The organism is Arthrobacter sp. 10T425 (assembly GCF_056393985.1).
Window position 1 is genome coordinate 204186 of record NZ_JBFTGZ010000003.1, and the last position, 24158, is coordinate 228343.

At 69.6% G+C, this 24158-nt stretch carries 22 protein-coding genes; 19 read left to right on the forward strand and 3 right to left on the reverse strand.

Annotated features, from left to right (window positions below; all coding sequences use genetic code 11):
• Positions 1 to 9 precede the first annotated feature (9 nt).
• Positions 10 to 2340 (forward strand): glycoside hydrolase family 65 protein, encoded by a 2331-nt coding sequence (locus AC1DDH_RS05240; protein WP_476856148.1) that lies wholly within the window; start codon positions 10 to 12, stop codon positions 2338 to 2340.
• 58 nt (positions 2341 to 2398) lie between these two features.
• Here AC1DDH_RS05240 and AC1DDH_RS05245 read toward each other — a convergent pair whose 3' ends face one another.
• On the reverse strand, positions 2399 to 3772 hold the full coding sequence (locus AC1DDH_RS05245; protein WP_476954976.1) for an MFS transporter: 1374 nt from the start codon (positions 3770 to 3772) through the stop codon (positions 2399 to 2401).
• A 127-nt stretch (positions 3773 to 3899) separates the two neighbouring features.
• On the opposite strand from AC1DDH_RS05245, the gene AC1DDH_RS05250 reads away from it, so the two are divergent.
• The 7 genes from AC1DDH_RS05250 to AC1DDH_RS05280 all read left to right on the forward strand — a co-directional run bounded on the left by AC1DDH_RS05250 (position 3900) and on the right by AC1DDH_RS05280 (position 13893).
• Positions 3900 to 4823: a hypothetical protein gene (locus tag AC1DDH_RS05250; RefSeq protein ID WP_476954977.1), complete on the forward strand. Its 924-nt coding sequence runs from the start codon at positions 3900 to 3902 to the stop codon at positions 4821 to 4823.
• Positions 4814 to 5563: a 5-oxoprolinase subunit PxpA gene (locus AC1DDH_RS05255; protein ID WP_476873290.1), complete on the forward strand. Its 750-nt coding sequence runs from the start codon at positions 4814 to 4816 to the stop codon at positions 5561 to 5563. The genes AC1DDH_RS05250 and AC1DDH_RS05255 overlap by 10 nt, the downstream gene beginning before the upstream one ends.
• 116 nt (positions 5564 to 5679) lie before the next feature.
• On the forward strand, positions 5680 to 9390 hold the full coding sequence (locus AC1DDH_RS05260; RefSeq protein ID WP_476954978.1) for a nitrate reductase subunit alpha: 3711 nt from the start codon (positions 5680 to 5682) through the stop codon (positions 9388 to 9390).
• Positions 9390 to 11129, forward strand: a complete 1740-nt coding sequence (gene narH / locus AC1DDH_RS05265) for a nitrate reductase subunit beta (protein ID WP_476954979.1) — start codon at positions 9390 to 9392, stop codon at positions 11127 to 11129. The genes AC1DDH_RS05260 and narH overlap by 1 nt, the downstream gene beginning before the upstream one ends.
• On the forward strand, positions 11126 to 11746 hold the full coding sequence (gene narJ / locus AC1DDH_RS05270; RefSeq protein ID WP_476870174.1) for a nitrate reductase molybdenum cofactor assembly chaperone: 621 nt from the start codon (positions 11126 to 11128) through the stop codon (positions 11744 to 11746). The genes narH and narJ overlap by 4 nt, the downstream gene beginning before the upstream one ends.
• Positions 11747 to 11748: 2 nt before the next feature.
• Positions 11749 to 12594, forward strand: a complete 846-nt coding sequence (narI, locus tag AC1DDH_RS05275; protein ID WP_476856154.1) for a respiratory nitrate reductase subunit gamma — start codon at positions 11749 to 11751, stop codon at positions 12592 to 12594.
• Between the two features lie 75 nt (positions 12595 to 12669).
• Complete coding sequence (locus AC1DDH_RS05280; protein ID WP_476954980.1) at positions 12670 to 13893, forward strand: MFS transporter; 1224 nt, start codon at positions 12670 to 12672, stop codon at positions 13891 to 13893.
• Positions 13894 to 13917: 24 nt separating this feature from the next.
• Here the strand turns inward: AC1DDH_RS05280 and AC1DDH_RS05285 are convergent, their stop codons facing one another.
• Positions 13918 to 15255 carry a DUF445 domain-containing protein gene (locus AC1DDH_RS05285; RefSeq protein WP_476954981.1) on the reverse strand — a complete coding sequence of 446 codons (1338 nt, stop codon included), beginning with the start codon at positions 15253 to 15255 and terminating at the stop codon, positions 13918 to 13920.
• 50 nt (positions 15256 to 15305) lie between these two features.
• Between AC1DDH_RS05285 and AC1DDH_RS05290 the strand changes: the two genes are divergently transcribed.
• From AC1DDH_RS05290 to AC1DDH_RS05310, 5 genes are all read left to right on the forward strand, one after another.
• Complete coding sequence (locus AC1DDH_RS05290) at positions 15306 to 16205, forward strand: glycerophosphodiester phosphodiesterase (RefSeq protein WP_223914636.1); 900 nt, start codon at positions 15306 to 15308, stop codon at positions 16203 to 16205.
• A gap of 97 nt (positions 16206 to 16302) precedes the next feature.
• Positions 16303 to 16749 carry a DoxX family protein gene (locus tag AC1DDH_RS05295; protein ID WP_476849854.1) on the forward strand — a complete coding sequence of 149 codons (447 nt, stop codon included), beginning with the start codon at positions 16303 to 16305 and terminating at the stop codon, positions 16747 to 16749.
• Positions 16710 to 17519, forward strand: coding sequence for an AzlC family ABC transporter permease (locus AC1DDH_RS05300; protein WP_476856157.1), 810 nt, complete (start codon positions 16710 to 16712; stop codon positions 17517 to 17519). Before AC1DDH_RS05295 ends, AC1DDH_RS05300 begins: the two co-directional genes overlap by 40 nt.
• Positions 17516 to 17827, forward strand: coding sequence for an AzlD domain-containing protein (locus AC1DDH_RS05305; protein WP_230008482.1), 312 nt, complete (start codon positions 17516 to 17518; stop codon positions 17825 to 17827). The genes AC1DDH_RS05300 and AC1DDH_RS05305 overlap by 4 nt, the downstream gene beginning before the upstream one ends.
• Positions 17828 to 17935: 108 nt before the next feature.
• Positions 17936 to 18190, forward strand: a complete 255-nt coding sequence (locus AC1DDH_RS05310; protein ID WP_476954982.1) for a hypothetical protein — start codon at positions 17936 to 17938, stop codon at positions 18188 to 18190.
• 51 nt (positions 18191 to 18241) lie between these two features.
• Here AC1DDH_RS05310 and AC1DDH_RS05315 read toward each other — a convergent pair whose 3' ends face one another.
• Positions 18242 to 18874 (reverse strand): TetR/AcrR family transcriptional regulator, encoded by a 633-nt coding sequence (locus tag AC1DDH_RS05315; protein ID WP_028275272.1) that lies wholly within the window; start codon positions 18872 to 18874, stop codon positions 18242 to 18244.
• Between the two features lie 177 nt (positions 18875 to 19051).
• On the opposite strand from AC1DDH_RS05315, the gene AC1DDH_RS05320 reads away from it, so the two are divergent.
• The 6 genes from AC1DDH_RS05320 to AC1DDH_RS05345 all read left to right on the forward strand — a co-directional run bounded on the left by AC1DDH_RS05320 (position 19052) and on the right by AC1DDH_RS05345 (position 24122).
• A complete protein-coding gene (locus AC1DDH_RS05320; protein ID WP_476870170.1) occupies positions 19052 to 19417 on the forward strand; it encodes a thiamine-binding protein in 366 nt (121 codons plus the stop codon).
• A 92-nt stretch (positions 19418 to 19509) separates the two neighbouring features.
• On the forward strand, positions 19510 to 20187 hold the full coding sequence (locus tag AC1DDH_RS05325) for an O-methyltransferase (RefSeq protein WP_476954983.1): 678 nt from the start codon (positions 19510 to 19512) through the stop codon (positions 20185 to 20187).
• Positions 20188 to 20404: 217 nt separating this feature from the next.
• Positions 20405 to 21511, forward strand: a complete 1107-nt coding sequence (locus AC1DDH_RS05330; RefSeq protein WP_476886721.1) for an acyl-CoA dehydrogenase family protein — start codon at positions 20405 to 20407, stop codon at positions 21509 to 21511.
• The gene (locus tag AC1DDH_RS05335) at positions 21505 to 23070 is read left to right on the forward strand and encodes a PIG-L family deacetylase (RefSeq protein WP_476954984.1); all 1566 of its coding nucleotides are present in this window, start codon (positions 21505 to 21507) and stop codon (positions 23068 to 23070) included. The genes AC1DDH_RS05330 and AC1DDH_RS05335 overlap by 7 nt, the downstream gene beginning before the upstream one ends.
• Positions 23071 to 23075: 5 nt before the next feature.
• A complete protein-coding gene (locus AC1DDH_RS05340) occupies positions 23076 to 23861 on the forward strand; it encodes a glycosyltransferase family 2 protein (protein WP_476955020.1) in 786 nt (261 codons plus the stop codon).
• Positions 23862 to 23903: 42 nt separating this feature from the next.
• Positions 23904 to 24122 (forward strand): three-helix bundle dimerization domain-containing protein, encoded by a 219-nt coding sequence (locus tag AC1DDH_RS05345; protein WP_079552243.1) that lies wholly within the window; start codon positions 23904 to 23906, stop codon positions 24120 to 24122.
• Positions 24123 to 24158: the final 36 nt, after the last annotated feature.

A 24158-nucleotide genomic window follows, 5' to 3' on the forward strand; every position in this document is an offset into this window, starting at 1 on the left:
CCCTAAACCATGGCTCTCATCACCTCGGACCGCGCCCGGTTCCCCAACGATCCCTGGCAGCTGGTCGAGACCGTTCACCTCCCCGGCAATGCCGGCACCCTGGAGACGCTGTTCAGCCTCGGCAACGGGCACCTGGGCATCCGCGGCGCGCACTGGGGTGCCGCGGACGCCGAACTTCCGGGCAGCTTCATCAACGGCTTCCACGAGACCTGGGACATCAAGCACGCGGAAAACGCGTACGGCTTCGCCCGCACCGGCCAGCGGATCCTCTACGTCCCGGACGCCAACAACTTCACCGTCATCATCGACGGCGAGCCGCTGAGCCTGGAGGAGTCCACCGTGCTGGACTACCGCCGCTCGGTGGATTTCGCCACGGGTATCTATGAGTGCCGGATCACCTGGCAGTGCCGTTCCGGTGCGACGGTGACCACCACCGAACGGCGCGCCGTCGGTTACGCAACCCGCGGGGCGCTGGGCATCAGCCTCGAAGTGGCGGCCGACCGGGATATCTCCGCGGACGTCACGTCCTCGGTCATCAACCGCCAGGACCAGCCGGTGGAGGACCACTCCGCCCATGATCCGCGCCGCGCCGGCCGCCACGCCGGCCGTGTGCTGCTGCCCCTGCGGCTCGACGGCGGGGACGGCTCCCTGCGCCTGTCCTGGGAAGCCTCGGAATCCAAGCAGCGGCTCGGGATGGCCGTGGATCACTGGACCTCGGCCGGCGTGCAGCCGTTCGACACCCAGGTGGACCAGGACGACAGCAGCGTGCGCTACGTGCTCGCCGTCAGCGCGGACGCACCGTTCGTGCTGGAGAAGAGCGTCAGCTACGCCGTGGGCCAGGCCGCCGAGGACCTCGCCGACAACGCCGAAGCCAGCCTCAAGCCGGTCAGCGAGATCTTCGCCGAGAGCGAGGACCACTACCGCGCCTACTGGAGCACAAGCGACATCGTCCTTGCGGGCCAGACCGAGCTCCAGCAGGGCGTGCGCTGGAACCTCTTCCAGCTCGCGCAGGCCACGGCCTGCGCCGATGTGGCCGGCATCCCGGCCAAGGGCGTGTCCGGCTCCGGCTACGACGGCCACTACTTCTGGGACCAGGAGGTGTACCTGCTGCCCTACCTGACCTACACGAACCCGGGCAACGCCCGCCAGGTCCTGGAATTCCGCCACGACCTCCTTCCCGAGGCGAAGATCCGCGCCAAGGAGCTCAGCGTCGACGGCGCCCTCTTCCCCTGGCGCACCATCAACGGCCTCGAGGCCAGCGCCTACTACGCGGCCGGCACCGCGCAGTTCCACATCGCCGCCGCGATCGCCTTCGCGACCAACCGGTACATCTGGGCCAGCGGGGACACCGAGTTCCAGGCCACCCTGGGCTCCGATCTGCTGATCGAGACTGCACGGATGTGGGTCTCACTCGGCTTCTTCGGCAAGGACGGACTGTTCCACATCCACGGCGTCACGGGCCCCGACGAGTACACCGCCGTCGTCAACGACAACCTGTACACGAACGTCATGGCCCGCTTCAACCTGCGCGCCGCGGCGGCACTGGACCACCCGGAGATCGACGACGCCGAACGCCAGCTCTGGGAGCAGGCGGCCAACCGCATGCAGCTGCCCTACGACGAGGACCTCCAGGTCCATTCCCAGGACAACGACTTCATGACCCTGGAACCGTGGGACTGGACCACGCCCCGGTCCAAGTACCCGCTCCTGCTGCACTTCCACCCCTTGGTGATCTACCGGCACCAGGTCCTTAAGCAGGCCGACACCGTGCTGGCCATGTTCCTGCAGTGGCAGGACTTCACCGCCGAGGAAAAGCGCCGCGCCTTCGATTTCTACGACCCCATCACCACGGGCGACTCCACGCTGTCCGCCTGCGTCCAGGGCATCATGGCGGCCGAGGTCGGCTACAGCAAGGCAGCGCTGGACCACTTCACCCACGCCCTGTTCATCGACCTCGACGACACCCACGGCAACACGATCGACGGCGTCCACATCGCCTCCACCGGCGGGGTGTGGAGCTCGCTGGTCAGCGGCTTCGCCGGGCTGCGGGACCAGGGCGCTGTGCCGTACTTCGATCCCCGGCTGCCTGCCGAATGGGACGGCCTCGAGTTCCACCTGAAGATCCAGGGCAGGCTCCTGCACGTCGGGCTCGAGCAGGATTCGATCAGCCTGACCGTCCGCGACGGCGCGCCGCTGGAGGTCGACGTGCGCGGGGAACTGCTCACGGTCGACGGCGGCCCGGTCCGGGTCCCGCTGGCGCCCGTCACCGCCCCGGAACCGACCATCTTCCCCAGCGGCCTTCCGACGTCGTCGATCCCGGTGGTGCGCGCCGCAGTCTAAACCGCCGCCGAAGCAACGCGGGGTCACCTATCGCCCATGATTCCCCCGGACATGGGCGCTAGGTGACCCCGCGTTGGTCTGGGCCGGGCTGCCCTGGTCCGGAGGATTCGGCAGAGGCCGGGGCGTCGGCGGGTTCCTCACCGTCGGCGGGTTCCTCACCGCCGGCGAGGGGGTGGGCCAGTTCATCGGCCGGCATCCGCGCCACGACCATCGCGACGACGGCCATCGCCGGGCACACGGTCCCGGCGACGAGGAAGATCAGCCACACCGGCAGCACCTCGGCGGCCGGCCCGGCGAGTGCCATGGAGACCGGCATGAGGGCCAGGGATACAAAGAAGTCCAGGCTCGAGACGCGGCCCAGCAGATGCGGCGGCACCCGGCGCTGGAGCAAGGTTCCCCAGATCACCATGCCCACGCCGCCGGTGGCGCCGAAGATGAAGAGGGCGGCGGCCACGGCCCAGAAACTGTCCATGATTCCGACGGCGGCGATCGGCAGGCTTCCCGCTCCCCAGGACACCATCATCACGGTGAGGTAGCGGCGCGGGAGGGGAAAAGAAGCCGTGGCCAGCGAGGCTGCGGCACCGCCCAAGCCCATGATGGCGAGCAGGAAGCCGAACATGCGCGCGTCCCCGCCGAGCTGGTCCCGGACCACGAAGGGGATCAGGACCTCGATGGGGCCGATCAGGAACAGCACCGAAATGCAGGCCCAGAGCAGGGTCCACAGCAGCCAGGGCGTCCGGACGGTGTAGCTGACGCCCTCGCGGAGGTCGTGGCGCAGGGACGTCTTGGCCCGCGGCTGGCCAGATTCGGTAGCCCCACCGCTGACCGGGACTCCCGCCGCGGGCTGGCGGTGGAGGAGGTTCAGGATGCAGAAGGCCACCAGATGGCAGGCCGCCACTCCGGTGACGGCGTAGGCGGGGGACAAGGCCGCCACCAGGATGCCCGCGACGGCCGGTCCGGCGGCCTGCTGCAACAGCGGCCGCATGGTGCCTTCCAGGCCGTTGGCCGCCAGCAGGTCCTCAGGCGGCAGGATCCGCGGCAGGATGGCGGAGTAGGCGGGGAAGAAGAACGCAGCCCCGACGCCGAGCACGAAGGCCCCCAGCGCGAGATGCCACAGCTCGAGCAAGCCGGCCAGGGCCAGCCCGCTGACAGTGGCAACGACGGCGAGGTTGGCGCCCTCGACCGCGATGATCAGGAGCCGCTGGGGCACGCGGTCCGCGGCGATGCCGCCGGCCAGCAGAAACGTCACCAGCCCGACGCTGCCCGCCGCGGCCACGACCGAAAGCTCCAGCGGTCCGCCGCCCAGGTGGATCACCTCGTAGACCATCGCGACGGCCCACATCCCGGAACCGAAGATGGAGATGGCCAGCGCCGTGATCAGCACGCGGTACTCCCGGTGCGCGAAGGGGCGGAGGGCTCGCAGGGCGGGCATGGGCCCAGTCTAGTAGCCAGCCGCGCGGCCGGGCTGAGACCCCTCCGGGGCGCAGCGGCGACCCCGCCTTCCTGCCCGTGTGTAGTGTTAAGTGCACTTAGTTTTATGGTTCCGACGAGAGGCGATCATGGCCAAGCGCAGCAACCCTGCAATGAAGATTGCCCAGGAAACGGCCCACAGCGCGATGTTCGACGCCGCCGGCCAGCCCCGGCCCGGTCTGCACAAGGTGCTCCTGCGGGCGGTTGAAGTCCAGCGGCCGCTGGTGCTGGCCAATATCCGCAGGCTTCAGCGCAGGCACCCGCAGGCCACCGCGGCGCAGCTCGCCGCCATCCTGGAGCGCGACTACCTGCTGGCCGTCACCGGCGGCGGTGCGCTGGTCGGCGGGGCTGCCGTGATTCCGGGCGTCGGAACTGCGGCCGCACTCGGTCTCTCGGCCGCCGCAGCAGTCGGGTTCCTCGAAGCCACCGCACTGTATTCCACGGCTCTTGCTGAACTGCACGGCATCCGGATGGTGGACCCGGACAGAGCCAGCACCCTGGTCATGGCGGTCATGCTGGGCGAGGAAGGCACCCAGCTGCTGAGCTCGCTGAGCGGACAGGCGGCGGGCCGGGGCAAGGGGCCCACCCAGGCCTGGACCGCGGCCTTCACCCGCCGCGTCCCCCTCGCCGGCTTCGGTACAGTGCGGGCCAAGATCCAGACGATGTTCCTGCGCTCCCTGCTCAAGACCCAGGGCACAGCCTGGCTGGGCCGTGCCCTGCCCTTCGGTATCGGCGCCGTCGTAGGCGGAGTGGGCAACCGGGTGATGGGCCATGCGGTCGTGGCGAACGCCAGGGAAGCATTCGGGCCCATCCCGGACACGATTCCGGGAGAACTGCAAGCCCTTGCGGAAACCACCGGCCCGGCAGCGCTCTACGAAACTTCCCTGGACGCGCAGCCGGACGGCGGCGCCCCGGGCGGCGGCACCCAGGGCGGCGGCACTCAGGGCAGCGGCACTCAGGGCAGCGGCGCCCCGAAGACTTTAACGAAGGACGGCGGCACGTTTTGGATCTGAACACTGACCTGGGGGAGTCCTTCGGGACCTGGACCAAGGGCGCCGACGCCGCGATGTTTCCGCTGGTCACGAGCGCCAGCGTGGCCTGCGGGATGCACGCCGGGGACCCCGTGACCATGCTGGACACCTGCCGGGCGGCGTACGAGCTCGACGTCAACGTCGGTGCCCACATCGGCTACCCGGACCTGGCCGGCTTTGGCCTGCGCTCGCTGGACATGACCTTTGACGATCTCTTCGGCGCGGTCCTTTACCAGCTCGGGGCGCTCGACGGCGTGGCCCATGCCGTGGGCGCCTCGGTGGACTACGTCAAGCTGCACGGGGCGCTCTACGACCGCACCGTGCACGACGGCGAGCAGGCCTCCGCCGTGATCGCCGCCATCCAGGCCTACGATCCCGGACTGCCCGTCCTCGGCTTCCCCGGCTCAGCCCTGCTGGAAATCGCCAAGGAAGCCGGGCACCCCGTCTTCTCCGAGGCCTTCGCCGACCGCGCCTACTTCCCCGACGGCACCCTCGTGCCGCGCACCGAGGTGGGAGCAATGATGCTCGACGCCGGACAGGTTGCCGAGCGGGCGGTCAGGCTCGCCACGAAGGGCGAAATCGAGGCCGTCGACGGCACCGTGCTCCGGATCGAGCCGCAGTCGCTGTGCCTCCACGGCGACACCGCCGGCTCCGTTGCCGCGGCGGCCGCGATCCGTGCGGCGCTGGAGGCTGCCGGCGTCGAGCTGGAGAGCTTCGCCTGAACCGCGAGCCCCGACCCGCGGGGCCGGCCGGGCAGCTCCCGGGCCGCCCGGACCCGGGCCCGCCACAGTGTCCTAAGGCCCTGTTCCGGCCAGAAGGGGCACCCTAGCTTGAAGGAATGACTGCCGGAGACGCGGCGGGGCTGGACGGGCCCGCCTCGGATGCAATGTTGAAGCTGGGCCGATTCTTTACGAAATGGGACCAGACCGACGACGGCAGGGCGGTGTTCCGCGAGGGTGGCCGCAAGGGCGACATCTTTTACCGGGACCGCTGGAGCCACGACAAGGTGGTCCGGTCCACGCACGGGGTGAACTGCACCGGCTCCTGCTCCTGGAAGGTGTACGTCAAGGACGGCATCATCACCTGGGAATCCCAGCAGACCGACTACCCCTCCGTGGGCCCGGACAGCCCGGAATACGAGCCGCGGGGCTGCCCGCGCGGCGCGGCCTTCTCCTGGTACACCTATTCACCCACCCGGGTGCGTTTTCCGTATGCGCGGGGCGTCCTCGTCGAGATGTACCGCGAGGCCAAGGCCCGGCTGGGTGACCCGGTGCTGGCCTTTGCCGACGTCGTGGGCGACCCCGAGCGGCGCCGCCGCTACCAGCGCGCCCGCGGCAAGGGAGGCCTGGTGCGGGTCTCCTGGCAGGAGGCGATCGAAATCGCCGCCGCCGCGCACGTGAACACCATCAAGGCCTACGGCCCGGACCGCTGCGCCGGCTTCTCGCCCATCCCGGCGATGTCCATGGTCTCGCACGCCGTGGGGACCCGCTTCATCCAGCTGATCGGCGGGGTGATGACGTCCTTCTACGACTGGTACGCCGACCTCCCCGTGGCCAGCCCGCAGGTGTTCGGGGACCAGACCGACGTCCCGGAATCGGGGGACTGGTGGGACGCCCGGTATTTGATGATGTGGGGATCCAACGTCCCCGTCACCCGCACCCCGGACGCGCACTGGATGGCCGAGGTGCGGTACCGCGGCACCAAGGTGGTCACGGTCAGCCCGGACTATGCGGACAACACGAAGTTCGCCGACGAATGGCTCCCCGCACAGGCCGGAACCGACGCCGCGCTGGCCATGGCGATGGGGCACGTCATGCTCAAGGAATTCTTCGTCGACCGTGAGGTGCCGTTCTTCGCCGACTACGTCCGCCAGTACACCGACCTGCCGTTCCTGGTCCGTCTCGAACGGCGCGACGACGGCTCCCTCACCCCGGCCAAGTTCCTCAGCGCCAAGGACCTTCCCGCCGAGTCGCTGACCGAGGACGCGGCGTTCCGCACCGTCCTGTTCGACAAGAAGACCGGGCTGCCGGCGGTCCCCAATGGCTCGATGGGCTTCCGCTACTCAGAGAGCGGCGAGGGCAAGTGGAACCTGGACCTCGAAGCGATCGAACCGGCGCTGTCCCTCCGGGAAGTCTCAACGGAAAGCGCCGAGATCCTGCTGCCGTGCTTCGAGGACGCCGGCGGGGACGGTAGTGTGCTCCGGCGCGGTGTTCCCGTCCTGGAGCTGGAAGGCCAGCTGGTCACCACCGTCTTCGACCTCATGCTGGCCCAGTACGGGGTCGGCCGCGACGGGCTCCCGGGGGAGTGGGCCGCCGGCTATGAGGACGCCGCGACGCCCTACACGCCGGCCTGGCAGGAGGAGATCACCTCCGTCCCGGCGCAGGCCTGCATCCGGGTGGCCCGCGAATTCGCCCGCAACGCCGAACAGTCCAAGGGCCGGTCCATGATCATCATGGGCGCCGGGATCTGCCAGTGGTTCCACGGCGACACCACCTACCGGGCGGTGCTGGCCCTGGTGATGCTGACCGGCTGCATGGGCCGCAACGGCGGCGGCTGGGCGCACTACGTCGGCCAGGAAAAGACCCGGCCGGTCACCGGCTGGCTGTCGCTGGCCAACGCCCTTGACTGGTCCCGGCCGCCGCGGACCATGATCGGCACCGGCTACTGGTACATGCACACGGACCAGTGGCGGCAGGACGGCTACTGCGCGGATGCGCTGAAGTCCCCGCTCTCCACCGGGGCCCTGGACGGCATGCACACCGCGGATGCCCTCGCCCAGTCCGCCCGGCTCGGCTGGATGCCGTTTTACCCGCAGTTCGACCGGAACCCGCTGGACCTCGCGGACGAAGCCGGGGCGGCCGTCGCCGCCGGCACCGCTACGGACGCCGCCGGCTACATCGCCGATGCCTTGAAGAGCCGCACCCTGAACCCGGCGATCGAGGACGTGGACGCCCCGGAAAACTGGCCTCGGACCCTCGTGCTGTGGCGCTCCAACCTGTTCGGCTCATCGGCCAAGGGCAACGAGTACTTCCTGCGGAACCTGCTGGGAACCCACAACAATGTCCTGGGCCAGGACCATGCCGAGGGGCTCAAGCCCAAGGAGGTGAAATGGCATGAGCAGGCGCCCGAAGGAAAGCTCGACCTGCTGGTTTCCGCGGACTTCCGGATGACCTCCACCACCCTGCTGTCCGACGTCGTGTTCCCGGCCGCCACCTGGTACGAAAAACACGACCTGTCCTCCACCGACATGCATCCGTTCGTGCACGCCTTCACCCCCGCGATTGACCCGCCGTGGGAGACCAAGACGGACTTCGACACCTTCCACCTGCTGGCCCAGGAGTTCTCCCGGCAGGCCAAAACCCACCTCGGCGTCCGCCGGGACCTGGTGAGCGTGCCGCTGCAGCACGACACGCCCGGCCAGCTGGCCCAGCCCGGCGGGATTGTGCGGGACTGGCGGGACATGTCCGTCCGCGCGGTCCCGGGTCAGAACATGCCCATTTTTTCCGTCGTCGAGCGGGACTACACCGCCATCGCGGACAAGCTCGCCGCCGTCGGGCCGCTGGCGGACAAACTGGGCTTCACGGTCAAGAACGTCACGTACAAACTTGCCGGCCCGTTGGACCGGCTCAGCCGTTCCAACGGGGTGATGCTTGGCGGCGCCGCGGACGGCCGTCCCGCGATCGATACGGACGCGAAGATGGCCGAGGCCATCCTGGCGTTCTCCGGCACCACCAACGGGGCGCTGGCCGTGCAGGGCTTCAAGGACCTGGAAATCCGCACCGGGAGGAAACTGGCGGACCTGGCCGAGGGCTCCGAAGAAAAATACATCACCTTCGCCCAGACCCAGGCCGGCCCGGTTCCGGTGATCACCTCGCCGGAATGGTCCGGCTCAGAGACAGGCGGCCGGCGCTATGCACCCTTCACGATCAACGTCGAGCGGCTCAAGCCCTTCCACACCCTGACCGGCCGGATGCACTTCTTCCTGGACCACGACTGGATCCGGGACATCGGCGAGGCGCTGCCGATCTACCGGCCGCCGCTGGACATGCACCGGCTCTTCGGCGAACCCAGGCTCGGCCAGGACGGGTCCATGGAGGTGGTGGTCCGCTACCTGACGCCACATTCCAAATGGTCCATCCACTCCGAATACCAGGACAACCTGCTGATGCTCTCGCTCTCCCGCGGCGGGCCCACGGTCTGGATGAGCCCCGCCGACGCGGCGGCCATCGAGGTCAAGGACAACGACTGGGTGGAGTGCCTGAACATCAACGGCGTCCTGGTGGCCCGGGCGATCGTCAGCCACCGGATGCCGGCCGGTGTGGTCTACGTCCACCACGCGCAGGAACGCACCATCGACGTGCCGAAGTCCGAGGCCACCGGGCGGCGCGGCGGCATCCACAACTCCGTGACCCGGCTGCTGGTCAAGCCCTCGCACCTGATCGGCGGCTACGCCCAGCTCGCCTACGCGTTCAACTACCTTGGCCCCACCGGAAACCAGCGTGACATGGTGGCCACCGTCCGGCGTCGTTCCCAGGAGGTGCAGTACTGATGCGTGTCATGGCCCAAATGGGCATGGTCATGAACCTGGACAAATGCATCGGCTGCCACACCTGTTCCGTAACCTGCAAGCAGGCGTGGACCAACCGTGCCGGCACCGAATACGTCTGGTTCAACAACGTCGAAACCCGGCCCGGGCAGGGCTATCCGCGCCGCTACGAGGACCAGGAGAAGTGGCACGGCGGCTGGGCGCTGAACAAGCGCGGGAAGCTGGTGCTCAAGGCGGGCGGCCGGGTGAAGAAGCTCTTCGGGATCTTCGCCAGCCCGGTCCAGCCCGAGCTCAAGGACTACTACGAGCCATGGACCTACGACTACAAGACCCTCGTTGACGCGCCGCTGGGCGACGACTTCCCGGTGGCCCGGCCCAAGTCCCTGATCACCGGGGAGGACACCAAGATCACCTGGTCCGCGAACTGGGACGATGACCTCGGCGGCTCCGCCGAGAACGGCCACCTGGACCCGATCGTGGAGAAGGTCCGGCGGGAATCCGAGGACAAGATCAAGTTCGCGTACGAACAAACCTTCATGTTCTACCTGCCGCGGATCTGCGAACACTGCCTGAACCCGTCCTGCATGGCCTCCTGCCCCTCCGGGGCGATCTACAAGCGGGTCGAGGACGGGATTGTGCTGGTGGACCAGGACAAATGCCGCGGCTGGCGCCAGTGCGTCACCGGTTGCCCCTACAAGAAGATCTACTTCAACCACAAGACCGGCAAGGCCGAGAAGTGCACCTTCTGCTACCCGCGGGTGGAGGTGGGGCTCCCGACAGTCTGCTCCGAGACCTGCGTGGGCCGGTTGCGGTACCTGGGGCTGTTCCTGTACGACGCCGACGCCGTCACCGCGGCGGCCTCCGTCACGGACCCCCGGGAACTCTACGACGCCCAGATGGACGTGCTGCTGGACCCGAACGACCCCGCCGTCCAGGCCGAGGCCCGGGCCCAGGGCATCCCCGAAGACTGGATCGACGCCGCCGGGCGCTCGCCGGTCTACGCCCTCGCCAAGGTCTACAAGGTGGCGCTGCCGCTGCACCCGGAATACCGGACCATGCCGATGGTCTGGTACGTGCCGCCGCTCTCACCCGTGGTGGACCTGCTGCGCGACCAGGGCCACGACGGCGAGGACACCGGCAACCTTTTCGGCGCCATCGACGCGCTGCGCATCCCGGTGGAATACCTCGCTGAACTCTTCACCGCCGGCGACGCGGACCGGGTGACCGCGGTGCTGAAGAAGCTCGCCGCCATGCGCTCCTTCATGCGCGGCATCAGCCTCGGCGACGACCCGGACGACGCCATCCCGGAGGCCGTGGGGATGGACAGCCAGAGCATGTACGAGATGTACCGGCTGATGGCGATCGCGAAATACGAGGAGCGCTACGTTATCCCGAAGGCCCACGTGGAGCAGGCCCACGACCTCGAGGAAATGGGCTGCTCGCTCGACTTCGAGGGCGGCCCGGGCATGCAGGATACCGCCCACTTCGGCGAAGCCAGCGGCCGGCCCGTCCCCGTGGCGGTGGAAACCTTCAACGCCCTCCGGGACCGGCAGACCTCCGGCTCCGCGCCCGGGGAAACCACCCTGCGCGGCAGGGTGAACCTGCTGAACTGGGACGGCACCGGAGCGCCCTCCGGGCTTTTTCCGGAAAAGGCGTTGCTTCCGGAAAAACCGCCTCCGGCGGAACCGCCGCCGAAACTGGCGGGCCCCGCGGAATCCCCTCCGGCGGGGGAGCAGCCATGACCCGCCGCCAGCAGGTCCTCTACCTCGCCGCGGCCTGGTGCCTGTCCTACCCTGACGAGGAACTGACCGGCCGGGTCCCGCTGATGCGGGCCGCGCTGGCCGAGTTCCCCGGCGCCACGGCGGACTTCGTTGCGGTCCTGGACCACCTGGAGTCCACGCCGCCGATCCAGCTCCAGTCCCAATACGTGCGCGAGTTCGACCTCGGAAAGCGCCACGCCCTGCACCTGTCCTACTGGACTGACGGGGACACCCGGCGCCGCGGCGAAGTTCTGGGCAACTTCAAGAAGACCTACCGGCAAAGCGACACCCTGGTGGACACCCACGGCGAACTGCCCGACTACCTCCCGATGGTCCTCGAATACGCCGCGCTGGTGGACCTCGAGGCCGGCCGCGAGCTGCTGACGCGCTTCCGGGCGAGCCTGGAGATGCTCCGCTTCGGGCTGCTCCGGGACCAGCTGCCGCACGCCCGGATCCTGCAGGCCGTCTGCGCCACGCTGCCCGGGAAATCCCCGGCGGACGAGCAGGCCGTCATGCGGATGGCCGGCTACGGCCCGCCCACGGAGGCCGTGGGCCTGGACCCGTACGATCCGCGCCTGCTGCCCGTGAAGGGGGCCTGAGCATGCTGGCATTCGAAGCGGAACCCGGATCCGCCGTCGGACTCACCGCACTGGACATCGTGCTGTGGGGCGTGCTGCCGTACGTCATGGTGGTGGTTTTGGTCGGCGGACTTCTCTGGCGCTACAAGTACGACCAGTTCGGCTGGACCACGAGGTCTTCCCAGCTCTATGAGTCCAGGCTGTTGAGGATTGCGTCCCCGTTGTTTCACTTTGGCCTGCTCGCCGTGATCGCCGGTCACTTCTTCGGCCTGGTCATTCCGATGGCGTGGACCCAGGCGGCCGGGATGAGCCAGGAGTTCTACCATTTCAACGCCCTGCTGGTCGGCGGGATCGCCGGGGTCGGAACGCTGGGCGGGATCCTCCTGCTGATCTACCGCCGCCGGACCACCGGGCCGGTCTTCATGGCCACCACCGGCAATGACAAGACCATGTACGTGGTGCTCACCGCGGCCATCGTGTTCGGGCTGTGGACCACCTTGGCGAGTGTCTTCGAGGGCGAGCACGGGCACAATTACCGCGAGACCGTGGCCCCGTGGTTCCGCTCGCTGTTCATCTTCCAGCCCGACATCGCGGCGATGGCCGCGGCGCCGTTCTCCTTCCACCTGCACACCCTGGTAGGCATGGCGCTGTTCGTGATCTGGCCGTTCACGCGCCTGGTCCACGCCTTCACGGCCCCGTTCCACTACCTCTTCCGCCCCTACATCGTTTACCGCTCCCGGGATCGGGACTCCGGTGGGGCCGGGGCCAAAGGCACAGCCGGCGCTGCCGGCGCCCGGAGCTCCACGGCCGGCGCGCGGCGGGGCTGGTCCGCCGTCGGAACCCGGGACCGGGACACCAGGAACCGGTAACCCGGTGCCATCGCTGAAGCTGCTTTGCGGCCCCGCTTTGATGAACCGCTTTGCTGAACCAGGAAGGAGACCGCCGTGGCCGGAGCAGTGTCCCCGCCCGTCGCCGCCCCTGCGGGCCGGGCGCTCAATCTGACGCTCGCCACCTCGACCTCCGTGGTGTGCTTCTGGGCCTGGAACTCCATCGCCACGCTGAGCGCGTTCTACACCCAGCATCTGCACCTCAATCCGGCCACCACCGGTGTGCTCGTGGCCATGCCCGTCTTCGTCGGCTCGCTGGGGCGGATCGTCGTCGGCGCCTTGACGGACAAGTACGGCGGCCGCGCCATGTTCACTTTTGTCCTGCTGGCCTCCATCGTCCCGATCCTGCTGGTGGCCGTCGGCGGCAGCCTCGACTCCTTCGCCCTGGTGCTGGCTGCCGGCGTGCTGCTGGGGGTCGCCGGAACCGTCTTCGCCGTCGGAATCCCGTTCGTCAGCGCTTGGTACGAGCCCGCCCGGCGGGGTTTCGCCACCGGCGTCTTCGGCGCGGGCATGGGCGGAACGGCCCTGGCCGCTTTCCTGAACCCCCGGCTTGTCGCCGCCATCGGCTACGTTCCCACCCACCTGCTGATCGCCGCGATGCTGGCGGTCATGGCCGCCATCATCTGGTTCCGATTGAAGGAGGCGCCGGGCTGGACCCGCAGCAACGCGCCCGTGATGCCCAAGCTGATCGACGCCGCGAAGACCCCGGTCACGTGGAAGCTGTGCTTCCTCTACGCAGTCCTCTTCGGTGGCTTCGTTTCCTTCGCCACGTATCTGCCCACGTACCTCCGGGATGTCTACAGCTTCGATCCCAGCGCGGCCGGCGCCCGCACCGCGGGGTTTGCGCTCGCCGCCGTGCTGGCGCGGCCGGTGGGCGGCGTACTCGCCGACAAGATCGGTCCCAAGCCAGTGGTGATCGCTGCCCTCGCCGGCGTCGCCGTCCTTGCCTGGGTGGTGAACCTGCAACCCGACGGCGACGTCCCCGCCGGCCTGACGTTCGTCGCCATGGCGGCGGCGCTGGGCCTGGGCACGGGCGGGGTATTCGCCTGGGTGGGGGTCCTCGCGCCGGAGGGCAAGGTCGGCAGCATCAGCGGGGTGGTCAGCGCGGCCGGCGGTCTGGGCGGCTACTTCCCGCCGCTGATCATGGGCGCAACCTATGACGCCGCGGCGCACAGCTACGCGATCGGGCTGCTGCTGCTCGTCGCCACAGCGCTCGCGGCGCTTGTCTTCACCATCTTCGCCATGCACGGCAGGACCAAGGCCAAGGTCGCGGCCGCCTAGCCGGTGCCGCGGAGCGGGGCCCAGCTAGCCGAACAGCAGGGTGGCCAGCGTAAAGATGGCCAGCCCGGCCAGTGCGCCCACCACCGTGCCGTTGATCCGGATGAACTGCAGGTCCCTGCCGACCTGCAGTTCGATCTTCTGCGACGTCTCTTCGGCATCCCAGCGGGCCACGGTGTCCGTGATGACCCCCGCGATGTCCGAGCGGTAGGTCTTCACGAGGTAGCCGGCCGCGTCGCCGATCCAGGCGTTCACCTTGCCGGCGAGCTCGGGATCGACCAGCAGCCGGGTGCCGAAGTCATGCACGGCCGCCTTGAACTTGACGGTCAGTTCGCTGTGCGGGTCATCGACGGCGGTGAGCAGGGCCGTCTTGATGGTCTCCCAGGTGCGGGAGGCGAGCTCGCGGACCTCCGGGTCGCCGAGCACTTGGGCCTTGATGCCCTCGGCGCGGGCGATCATGACAGGATCATGCTGCAGGTCCTGCGCGAGTTCCTTGAGGTACTTGTCGATCGAGAGGCGGACCTGGTGCTGCGGGTCGGACTGCACGGCGCGGGTGAACTTGAGGATCTCCACGTACACCTTGTCGCCCACCAGCCCGTCCACGAACGAGGGCACCCACGTCGGGGACCGGTCGGTGACCAGCCTGTTGACCGTCTCCTGGTTGTCCCGCACCCAGTCCACGGTGCGGTCCACCATTAGGTCCACCAGCGCATGGTGGTGCCCGTCGTCGAAAATCCGCTCGGCGAGGCGGCCCACCGGCGGCCCCCACGGCGGGGTGAGCAGGTGCTTGCGGACCATGGACTCGATCACGGCCTGGACGTCGTCGTCGTTGAGGACCTTGAACGCGCCGCGGATGACGGCGGCACCCTCCTTGGCGACCCGGTCCGGGCCGCCGGGGCTGGACAGCCAGGCGCCGGCCTTGCGCGCAATGTCTGCGGACGCCAGCTTCTCCTGGACCACCTGTTCGGAGAGGAAATTGGTTTCCACGAATTCGCCCAGCGAGGCGCCGATCTGGTCCTTGCGGCGGGGGATGATCGCGGTGTGCGGGATCTTGATGCCCATGGGGTACTTGAACAGGGCCGTGACGGCGAACCAGTCCGCGAGGGCCCCGACCATGCCGCCCTCGGCCGCGGCGCGGACGTATTCGAGCCCCGGATACTGCTTCTGCAGGGCGAACGCGACGATGAAGATCACCGCCATGACGGCCAGCAGCGAGAGGGCGAGGAGCTTCATCCGGCGCAGCGCCGCGGCCTTCTCGACGTCGCTGGAGGCAGCGGAACGCTGCCCGGGGGGACCGTCCGGCCGGGCGCCGCCCGGACGTCCCGCGGCGCCGGTCAGGGAGGTTGACTCAGTATTCACCTGCATGAGCCCAGCCTAGCCCGCCACGGAAACGGACGGTCCGCTAACGTGGCACCATGACCACTGATGAGCCTGCCGCCGCCCGGCCTTTGGTCTATGCCCACCGCGGCGCCAGCGGAACATTCGCCGAGCACACCCGGGCCGCGTACCTGCAGGCAATCGCCGACGGCGCCGACGGCGTCGAATGCGATGTCCACCTGACCCGGGACCAGCACGTGGTGCTCCTGCACGATGCCACCCTGGACCGCACCTCGGACGGCACCGGCCAGGTGGCCGACCGGACCCTGCAAGAACTCCAGGAACTGGACTTCTCCTCCTGGAAGGGAGCCCGGATCCCGGAGGCCTACGGCGCCAAGTCCGGGCAGTTCCTGACCCTGCCGGACCTGCTCGACATCCTGCGTGCGGCCGGCCGCGGGATCGGGCTGGCGATCGAGTTCAAACACCCGAGCCCGTACCAGCTCAGACTCGAGGACCGGGCCCTCGAGGTCCTGAGGGCCCAGGGCTGGGATCCGCGGACGTCGATGCTGGAGAACATCACGGTTTCCTTCATGAGCTTTAGCCCCGACTCCGTAAAACACCTCCTGGAGTCCGTACCGGCCGCGGCCGTCTGCCAGCTCGTGGATGACGTCAATGTGGCGGACATCCGGGAGGAACTGGGCCTCGGTGCCCTGACCGGCGGGGCGCTGGCCAACGTGATGAAGGCCGCCCAGGCTGAGGGGGAACGGATCCTGGCGGCGGCCGAGGCCGGCATTGCCGGCCCCGGCATCGGGTACGTCCGCACGCACGCCCCGGCCGTTCAGCGCTGGCTCGCCTCGGGGCTGCGGTGCCGGGTGTGGACGGTCGACACCGAGGACGACGTCGAACGGTGCCGGAAACTCGGGATCCAGGAGATCACCACCAACTGGCCCGCCCAGGTCCTCTCCCAGCTCATGGCGGACAGCCGGCCCCCACGGTAGCCGCCTGGCCGCACCACGGATCCCGGGCTGACATCTTCACATCCCCCGCGTCCCGGGCGGATTACGGCCGGCGTGGCCGCTGTGGTTGAGTTGTTGCATGCCATTTCGCCGGCCCGTCCCGGACCTCCAGACGCTGTCCGCGGCAGCGATGAGCGCGCTGCTGCTCACCAGTGCCGCCAAGCACTTCCGCGAGCCTGAATTTTTCCACCCGGTGGTACCTGACTTCCTGTGCCGGGACGACTCCGGCGAGCAGCCGAACGGGCCCCTGGCCGTCCTGTCCCGTGAGGAATGGGTGGCAGTGAGCGGGCTGCTGGAAGCCGCCGCCGCCGTCGGGCTCCTGGTCCCGGCCACCCGGAGGGCCGCCGCGGGCTGCGTCACGGCGATGTTCGCCGCCTTCCTCGCCGGCCACGTGGATGCCCTGCGCAAAGCCTACGGGCCGGAGGGCTCGCCGCGCCGGCGACGCATGCACACCCTGCGGCTCCCGCTCCAGGCGCCCCTCATCGCATGGGCCTGGACTTTGACGCGGCGGAACCGGCGCCCGTGAAAATCCTGCAGTCACCGGCGGTGCGGATCGGTTTGTCGATCAGCATCGCCACCGGTCTCTACGGCGTCTCCTTCGGCGCGCTGTCCGTAACCTCGGGCCTGGATTTCTGGCAGACCATGGCACTGAGCCTGCTGCTGTTCAGCGGCGGCTCGCAGTTCGCCTTCATCGGTGTGGTGGCCGGAGGCGGGTCCGGCGTCGCAGCGATGGGCGCCGCGACGCTGCTGGGCATGCGCAACGGCATCTACGGCATGCAGATCAATGCCCTCCTGCAGCCGCGCGGGTGGCGGAAGTTTGCCGCGGCCCAGCTGACCATCGACGAGTCCACCGCCACCAGCACAGGGCAGACGGACCCCGACGAGCAGAAACGCGGCTTCTGGACCGCCGGAATCGGCGTCTTTGTCCTCTGGAACCTGTTCACCGCCCTCGGCGCACTGGCCGGCGGGGCGCTCGGGGATCCCAAACAGTGGGGACTGGACGGCGCCGCCGTGGCGGCCTTCCTGGGCCTGCTCTGGCCGCGGCTGAAAGGCAGGGAACCTGTGGCCATCGCGGTGGTCTGCGCGCTGGCCACCGTGCTGGCCGTGCCGTTCGTGCCCCCGGGAGTGCCGATCCTCGTCGCCGCCGTGGTCGCGGCAGGGATCGGCTGGTTCAGCCACGGCCGCAGCGACGAGGGCCTGGAACCGGACGTCGATCCGTACGCGGAGGACCACGTGCACCACCACCACGACCCGGCCCGCGAATCCCGCGGTGACCGCCCCGGAGACGACGCATGAATCTTTGGATGTGGCTGCTGCTCTCCTGCCTGCTCGCCTACGCCTGGAAGCTGCTCGGTTACCTGGTGCCGGCCAGCCTGCTCCGCAACCCGCGGATGTCCAGGATTGCCGGGACCATGACAATCGGGCTGCTGGCGTCCCTGACGGTGGTCAATGCTGTCGCCTCCGGCCAGTCGCTCGTCCTGGACGCCCGGCTGGGCGCATTGGCGGCGGCGGGCATCGCCTTGTGGTTGCGCGCGCCGTTCCTGGTGGTGGTGATCGCCGGCGCGGCCGCGGCCGCTGGGCTCCGGCTGCTCGGCTGGGACTGACCCGCCAGTGGAACGCCTGACCGCGCTGGAGCGCGGATGGGCTGTGGGTGCCGCCGGAACGGTCTTTAGTCCCTACTTGGTGCCGGGATCGCATGGGAGCATTCGAACATGACTGAACACGACGGCGAGCTGCCGGCTGCCGGCCGGGAGGCTGCCGGCCGGGAGGCTGCCGACGAGCAGGCCGCGGAGCAGCAGGCCGCCGAGCCGCGCAAGGATCAGCGCACCAAGCAGCACGAGCCGTATGTTTCCGGCGGGGCTGAGTCCACCCGGGAAATGCGCGAAATGTCCCGCCGCCGTCGGGAAGCCGAAGAGAAGCTTCAGCAACACCTTCTCGAAGCCAAGGAAAAGCCGGCCGAAGACTAGCGCCGGGCACCGGACTGTCGGGGCACCTGCAGGATCCGGCGCTTATGGGTGCTAGCCGAGAACGGCGTCGAACGCGGTGCCCGTCAGCGGGGCCTGCGGCGGCAACGCCCGGTCCGGCCGTTCCGTCCGGATGGCGTCCTCAACCAGCGCCACGGGCCGGCGCCACGCGTCGGAGCCCGGCTCCATGGTGTCCACGACGCCGATCAGCATGGCCAGCAGGCGGATCATGTCCGTCATGGAAATATCGCTGCGCAGGGTGCCCTGCCCCTGGCCCCGGCCCAGCAGCACGGCGATGGATTCAATCAGGCCACCCGTAATCCCGGTCAGCAGCCCGCGCCGGCCCGCGACAGCTCCCAGCAGGTTGGCCTCTTCGCTGGCGACATGCATCGTGGCATCGATGACCCGAAAGAGCCCTGCGGCGGCGTCAGGATCGGCCAGGGCCTCATCGATGGCCGGGTCCACCTGCAGCCGGAGCTGCTGGTTCAGGGCAGCGAGCACCAGCTCTTCCTTGTCGGCGAAATTCCGGAAAAGGGTGGCGGGACCCACTCCGGCGGTGACGGCAATGGTCTGCAGCGGCACCTCGGGGCCGTGCTCGCGGAAGCACTGGCGGGCCGCGGCGATGATTTTGTCCACGTTGCGCGCGGCATCTGCGCGGAGCGGCCTGCGGTCTACTGCCCGGTTCATTTGCCTAGGGTAGCAACGCGAAGGGTGCGCGAACCTGTTACCGGCGGGTAGTGACTTATATGACGGTGGCGGAGGTGCGCCCGGCCGCTGCCGGGCTGGAATCGCGTGAAAGACTGGTGCCGGACAGCCCGGAAGTTTTCGCCCCCGGTGTCCTGACTGAGTGAAGGGAACCACCACATGCTGGTCGCATTCTCCGTAGCACCCTCCGGTGACCCCGCCAACGGGCAAGCGCCCGGCGACGCGTCGGTCCACGACGCCGTCGCGGCCGCGGTGCGGATCGTCCGGGAGTCGGGCCTGCCCAACCGGACGAGTTCCATGTTCACCGAGATCGAGGGCGAGTGGGACCAGGTCATGGACGTCGTCAAGCGGGCCACGGACGCGGTGGGCGCCTACGGTTCGCGCGTCTCGCTGGTCCTCAAGGCGGACATCCGGCCGGGCTACAGCGGCGAGCTGACCGGCAAGGTGGAACGGCTGGAAAACGCCATCGACGGGCAGGGCGCCGGCGGGACCGGCCCGCAGATTCCAACCCGGCCGGGAAACTAGGTGGACTGAGTCGGGCCGCACGCCGAAATCCGGGCGGGAAAAGCGCGCCCGCGGGGGTACCGCCGGGCGCGGACGGCTGGAACACTGGGGGCATGATCGAGCATCAGTCCGCCCCCGGCTGGGTCGCCGTCGAGAACTTCCTCTCCGACGCGGTGGTCCGCCCGGACCGTTCACTGAAGCGCGCCGTGACCAGCGCACTTGAGGCAGGCATGCCGGCCATCGAAGTGGCCCCCAACGCCGGCAAACTCCTGAAACTGCTGGTCCAGCTCGCCGGTGCCCGCCGCGTCCTGGAGATCGGCACGCTGGCCGGCTTCAGCACCATCTGGATGGCCCAGGGACTGCCCGACGACGGCCGGCTGGTCACCTGCGAATACCTCCCCCTGCACGCCCGCGTCGCGCGGACCAACGTTGACGACGCCGGCCTGGGCCACAAGGTGGACATCCGGGTCGGCGCGGCGCTGGACACCCTGCCCGAGCTGGAAAGCGAGGCCGGGCCGCCCTTCGATTTCGTGTTCATCGATGCCGACAAGGAAAACAACCCGCACTACCTGGACTGGGCCATCCGGCTTAGCCGGCCCGGCACCACCATCGTGGTGGACAACGTCGTGTGGGAGGGTGCGGTGCTGGACGCGTCGATGGACCCGGTCAACGCCCCCGGAATCATCAGCACCCTCCAGATGATGGGCGATGACCCGCGGCTGGACGGCACCGTGATCCAGACCGTGGGTTCGAAAGGCTGGGACGGCTTCGCCCTCGCGATCGTCCGCTAGGCGCAAGAGACTGTCCGCCGGGGCGAACGCGCCGGTGGCAGCCGACCCCGTGAAGCCCCGGCCACCCCCAAGTGCTAAGTATGCTTAGATTACTTGTCGACGGCGCCAGTGATGGCGGCGCGGCCGCGGACGCGCAGGACTTCAGCCACGTGGCCGGGCCCAGCCCGAATCCGCCCAGCCCGAATCCGCCCAGCCCGAAGGAACACAGGCAGCCGAAATGAACGGGATCCCCATCTCCGACCACCCCCTACCCGTCCGGATCAGCTCCGCGGCCGCAGACCTGGAGACGATCAGCCCCCTGCTGTCCGAGGCGCAGGACGCCGTCCGCGATGTCCCGGGGCTGCTGGAGCTGGCCAAGGCGGCCGCGGCGGCGGCGCCCAAACCCGGGGACGGCCGGACCGCGTTCCTGTGGGAGATTCTGGCCTCCGTAACCGCCGTCGATGTCGCCGCCGGACGGGTGCTGGAACCACACCTGGATGCCGTGGCGATCCTGGCCCAGGCCGGCGACGAGGCGGCACGGCACGGCCGGGACTGCCCGGACCCCGACGATGCCAACTTCGAGGGGGCCTGGGGTGTGTTCGCCGCCGAGGCGCCCGGCCTGCGGCTTGAAGCCAAGGAATCCGCAGACGGCTGGATCCTGCAGGGATCCAAGCCCTGGTGCTCGCTCGCCGCCCAACTGGACCATGCCGTGCTGACGGCCCACCTGGAGGCCGGAGGCCGGGCCGCCTTCGCCGTCGACCTCCACGCGAACGGCGTGGGCTTCGCGAATCCGGAGTGGACCAGCCGGGGACTGCGCGAGATTCCCAGCGGCACAGTGCACTTCGAGGCCGTTCCCGCCGTGCCCCTCGGCGGCGCCGGCTGGTATTACCAGCGCCCGGGTTTCGCGTGGGGCGGCATGGGCGTGGCCGCCTGCTGGCTCGGCGGCGCCGTCGCCGTGGCGCGCAGCTTCGCCGACTCCCTGCGGCACGCCGCCGACGGCGGACGGGAACCGGACCAGATTGCGCTGGCCCACCTCGGCGAGATTGACCGAACGCTGGCCGCCCTCACCGCCTACCTGGCCGGCACGGCCGCAAGGATTGACGCCGGCGAACTCTCGGACCGCGGTGCGTGGCAGGAAGCCCTGCGTGTGCGCGGCAGCGTGGCCGCCGCCGTCGAACGCGTCCAGACGCTCGTGAGCCAAAATCTCGGTCCGGCCCCCCTCGCCTTTGACGAGCGCTACGGAAAACGGATGGCCGATCTCGCCCTGTACATCCGCCAGCACCACGCGATGCGCGACGACGCGCAGCTGGGCGCCCTGGCACTGGCCGAAAGCAACCCATGGTGACTTTCACACACAACGACGCCGGGACGTCCGAGGCCGCCTGGGCCGGCAGCCCCGCCGCCAGGCTGCCGGACCTGCCGCTGGATGACGCGGCGCTCGCCGGCCGGGCCTTCATTGTCCTGGCCGCGCACCCGGACGACGAATCGCTCGGGGCTGGCGGGCTGCTGGCCCGGCTGCACGCCGTCGGCGCCACGGTCCGCGTGCTGCTGTGCACGGCGGGGGAAGGATCCCACCCTGGCTCGCCAACGACGACGCCGGAACAGCTCGCCGCGGTCCGGCTGCAGGAGTTCGGCGACGCCCTGAAACGCCTTTCCGGAGCCGGGAACGGGGCCGGGAACGTGGCGTGGCAGTGCCTGGGCCTGCCCGACGGTCACCTCGCCGGGCACCGGGAAGAGATCCGGGCCGCGGTCCGGGACGCGGTCCGGGAGGCGGCGGCCGTGTGCGGTCGCGCCGCCGACGAAGTGGTTCTCGTGGCGCCCTACCGCTCCGATGGACACACCGACCACGACGTCCTCGGATCCGTTGCCGCCGGGCTCAGCGCCGCGGCGGGCCACGCCCTCCTCGAATACCCCATCTGGTACTGGTTATGGGCGGCACCAGGCGCGCCGGACGCCGGCGGCGGCCCGGCCGGGGCGGCCGGCCTGACCGGACCCGGCGACCCGGACGGCGGGGCATGGCGCGGCTGGTTCCGGCTGCCGCTGCGCCCGGCAGAGCTTGAGGCCAAGGCCGCCGCGATGGCGGCACATGTGTCCCAGGTGCGCCCGCTCTCCGGGCTGCCGGGCGACGAGGTGCTCCTGCCCCCGGCCTTCCTGACACACTTTGAGCGGACCTGGGAGACGTTTGCCTGGCACCCCGCGGTCGTCCCGGCGGATGGCCCGGGCGATGGACCGGGCGACGGCCCGGGCGATGGCGGGGCGGATGGCGGGTCCCGGCGGCCCCTCGCCGCGGGCGACGCGGAGCGCGTGTTCGATGCCGTCCACGCCCGGGAGGAGGACCCCTGGCAGTACACCTCGAGCTGGTACGAGCAGCGCAAACGCACCCTCACGCTCGCCGCGCTGCCCGGCAGCAGCTACACGTCCGGGTTGGAGATCGGCTGCTCCATCGGGACCCTGAGCGTGGAACTCGCGCCGCGGTGCGGAAGCTTCCTCGCCGTCGATGCCAGCGGCACCGCGCTGGACCGTGCCGCCAGGCGGCTCGCGCACCTGCCCGCGGCGACGACGCGACACCTGACCGTCCCGAACGAGTGGCCGGACGGATCGTTCGACCTGATCGTGGTTTCAGAGGTGGGCTACTACCTCTCACCGGCAGAGCTCGCCGGACTGTTCGACCGGATTCAAGGCTCGCTCATGCCTGGCGGGACCCTCGCGCTGTGCCACTGGCGGCACCCCATTTCCGGCTGGGAACTCGACGGCGACGCGGTCCACGCCGCGGCCCGGCGGCACCTGGGCTGGGCCGGCGGCGGGACCTACCAGGAGCGCGACTTTGTGCTCGAGGTGTTCCTTGCCCCGGACGCTGTACCGGGTGCCGTGCCGGGCCTGGGCGGCCCGGAACGGATGCGGTGACCCCGATGACGGCGTTGCCGTTGCCGCGCGGGCACCGCATCGACCGGGTCGCCGTCGTCATGCCCGCAAACAACGAAGAAGACCACCTGGAACTGGCGTTGGAGGCCGTCCAGCGGTCCGCGGACGCCCTGCACAGGGTCCGGTCCGACGTCGAGACCCGGGTGACGGTGGTACTGGACAGCTGCACGGACGGCTCCGCCGCCGTCATGGCCGGCTTCGCAGCCTCGGACCCGCGTTTCAGCGCACTGGCGGTCAGCTACCGCAGCGCCGGCGCCAGCCGGGCCGCTGGCGTCCGGGCCTCCGGCATCGGCGTGACCCGGCGGCGGCCGCCCGGCCAGCGCTGGACGCCGCCGCCCTGGGCCGGCCGGACCTGGCTGGCCAACACCGACGCCGATTCCCGGGTGCCGGAGAACTGGCTGGTGCGCCAGCTGGAGTTCGCCGAGGCCGGGGCCGACGCCGTGCTGGGTTCCGTGGAACCCGACCCCGCCGGGATGGACCCTGAACTGCTCCGGCGCTGGCACGAACGCCACCCCTTCCGCGAGGACCACCCGCATATCTATGGCGCGAATTTCGGGGTCCGGGCTTCCGCCTATCTTGCCGCCGGAGGGTTCGCCCGGGTCACGTCCGAAGAAGACCGGACCCTGGTGCACAGCCTCCGCAGCCGCGCCTTCACGGTCACCGCAACGGACAGCATCAGGGTCATGACCTCCGGCCGGACCCATGCCCGGGCGCCCCACGGCTTTGGCACCTACCTGCGGAGCCTGGGCCACCTGCTGCCGCCTGCCAGCTGAAGATTCATTGACGCCGGGACCCGGCCGCTCCACACTGAAGAAGTGACGGACGATGCGAAAGAACCCAGCATTGATCAGGTTGTCGAGCGTCTGGCTGCCAGGTTTCCGCACGTGCCGCGGAGGCACATCGCCGGGATCGTCGGCGAGGAATTCGATGCCCTGAACGCAGGCCGGATCCGGACCTACATACCCACACTGGTTGAGCGCGGCGCCCGCGTGCGGCTCAAGAGCGAGTTCGGGATCAGCGCCGCCGAAGACTAACGCACGTGACGCCACCCCCTAGCCGCGAGTTCGCCG

Bases quoted from the DNA above. Each gene is read 5' to 3' on its own strand.
- AC1DDH_RS05240 (WP_476856148.1), top strand. From the start codon at position 10: ATGGCTCTCATCACCTCGGACCGCGCCCGGTTCCCCAACGATCCCTGG.
- AC1DDH_RS05245 (WP_476954976.1), bottom strand. From the start codon at position 3,772: ATGCCCGCCCTGCGAGCCCTCCGCCCCTTCGCGCACCGGGAGTACCGC.
- AC1DDH_RS05250 (WP_476954977.1), top strand. From the start codon at position 3,900: ATGGCCAAGCGCAGCAACCCTGCAATGAAGATTGCCCAGGAAACGGCC.
- AC1DDH_RS05260 (WP_476954978.1), top strand. From the start codon at position 5,680: ATGACTGCCGGAGACGCGGCGGGGCTGGACGGGCCCGCCTCGGATGCA.
- narH (WP_476954979.1), top strand. From the start codon at position 9,390: ATGCGTGTCATGGCCCAAATGGGCATGGTCATGAACCTGGACAAATGC.
- narJ (WP_476870174.1), top strand. From the start codon at position 11,126: ATGACCCGCCGCCAGCAGGTCCTCTACCTCGCCGCGGCCTGGTGCCTG.
- narI (WP_476856154.1), top strand. From the start codon at position 11,749: ATGCTGGCATTCGAAGCGGAACCCGGATCCGCCGTCGGACTCACCGCA.
- AC1DDH_RS05285 (WP_476954981.1), bottom strand. From the start codon at position 15,255: ATGCAGGTGAATACTGAGTCAACCTCCCTGACCGGCGCCGCGGGACGT.
- AC1DDH_RS05290 (WP_223914636.1), top strand. From the start codon at position 15,306: ATGACCACTGATGAGCCTGCCGCCGCCCGGCCTTTGGTCTATGCCCAC.
- AC1DDH_RS05295 (WP_476849854.1), top strand. From the start codon at position 16,303: ATGCCATTTCGCCGGCCCGTCCCGGACCTCCAGACGCTGTCCGCGGCA.
- AC1DDH_RS05300 (WP_476856157.1), top strand. From the start codon at position 16,710: ATGGGCCTGGACTTTGACGCGGCGGAACCGGCGCCCGTGAAAATCCTG.
- AC1DDH_RS05305 (WP_230008482.1), top strand. From the start codon at position 17,516: ATGAATCTTTGGATGTGGCTGCTGCTCTCCTGCCTGCTCGCCTACGCC.
- AC1DDH_RS05310 (WP_476954982.1), top strand. From the start codon at position 17,936: ATGACTGAACACGACGGCGAGCTGCCGGCTGCCGGCCGGGAGGCTGCC.
- AC1DDH_RS05315 (WP_028275272.1), bottom strand. From the start codon at position 18,874: ATGAACCGGGCAGTAGACCGCAGGCCGCTCCGCGCAGATGCCGCGCGC.
- AC1DDH_RS05320 (WP_476870170.1), top strand. From the start codon at position 19,052: ATGCTGGTCGCATTCTCCGTAGCACCCTCCGGTGACCCCGCCAACGGG.
- AC1DDH_RS05325 (WP_476954983.1), top strand. From the start codon at position 19,510: ATGATCGAGCATCAGTCCGCCCCCGGCTGGGTCGCCGTCGAGAACTTC.
- AC1DDH_RS05330 (WP_476886721.1), top strand. From the start codon at position 20,405: ATGAACGGGATCCCCATCTCCGACCACCCCCTACCCGTCCGGATCAGC.
- AC1DDH_RS05335 (WP_476954984.1), top strand. From the start codon at position 21,505: ATGGTGACTTTCACACACAACGACGCCGGGACGTCCGAGGCCGCCTGG.
- AC1DDH_RS05340 (WP_476955020.1), top strand. From the start codon at position 23,076: ATGACGGCGTTGCCGTTGCCGCGCGGGCACCGCATCGACCGGGTCGCC.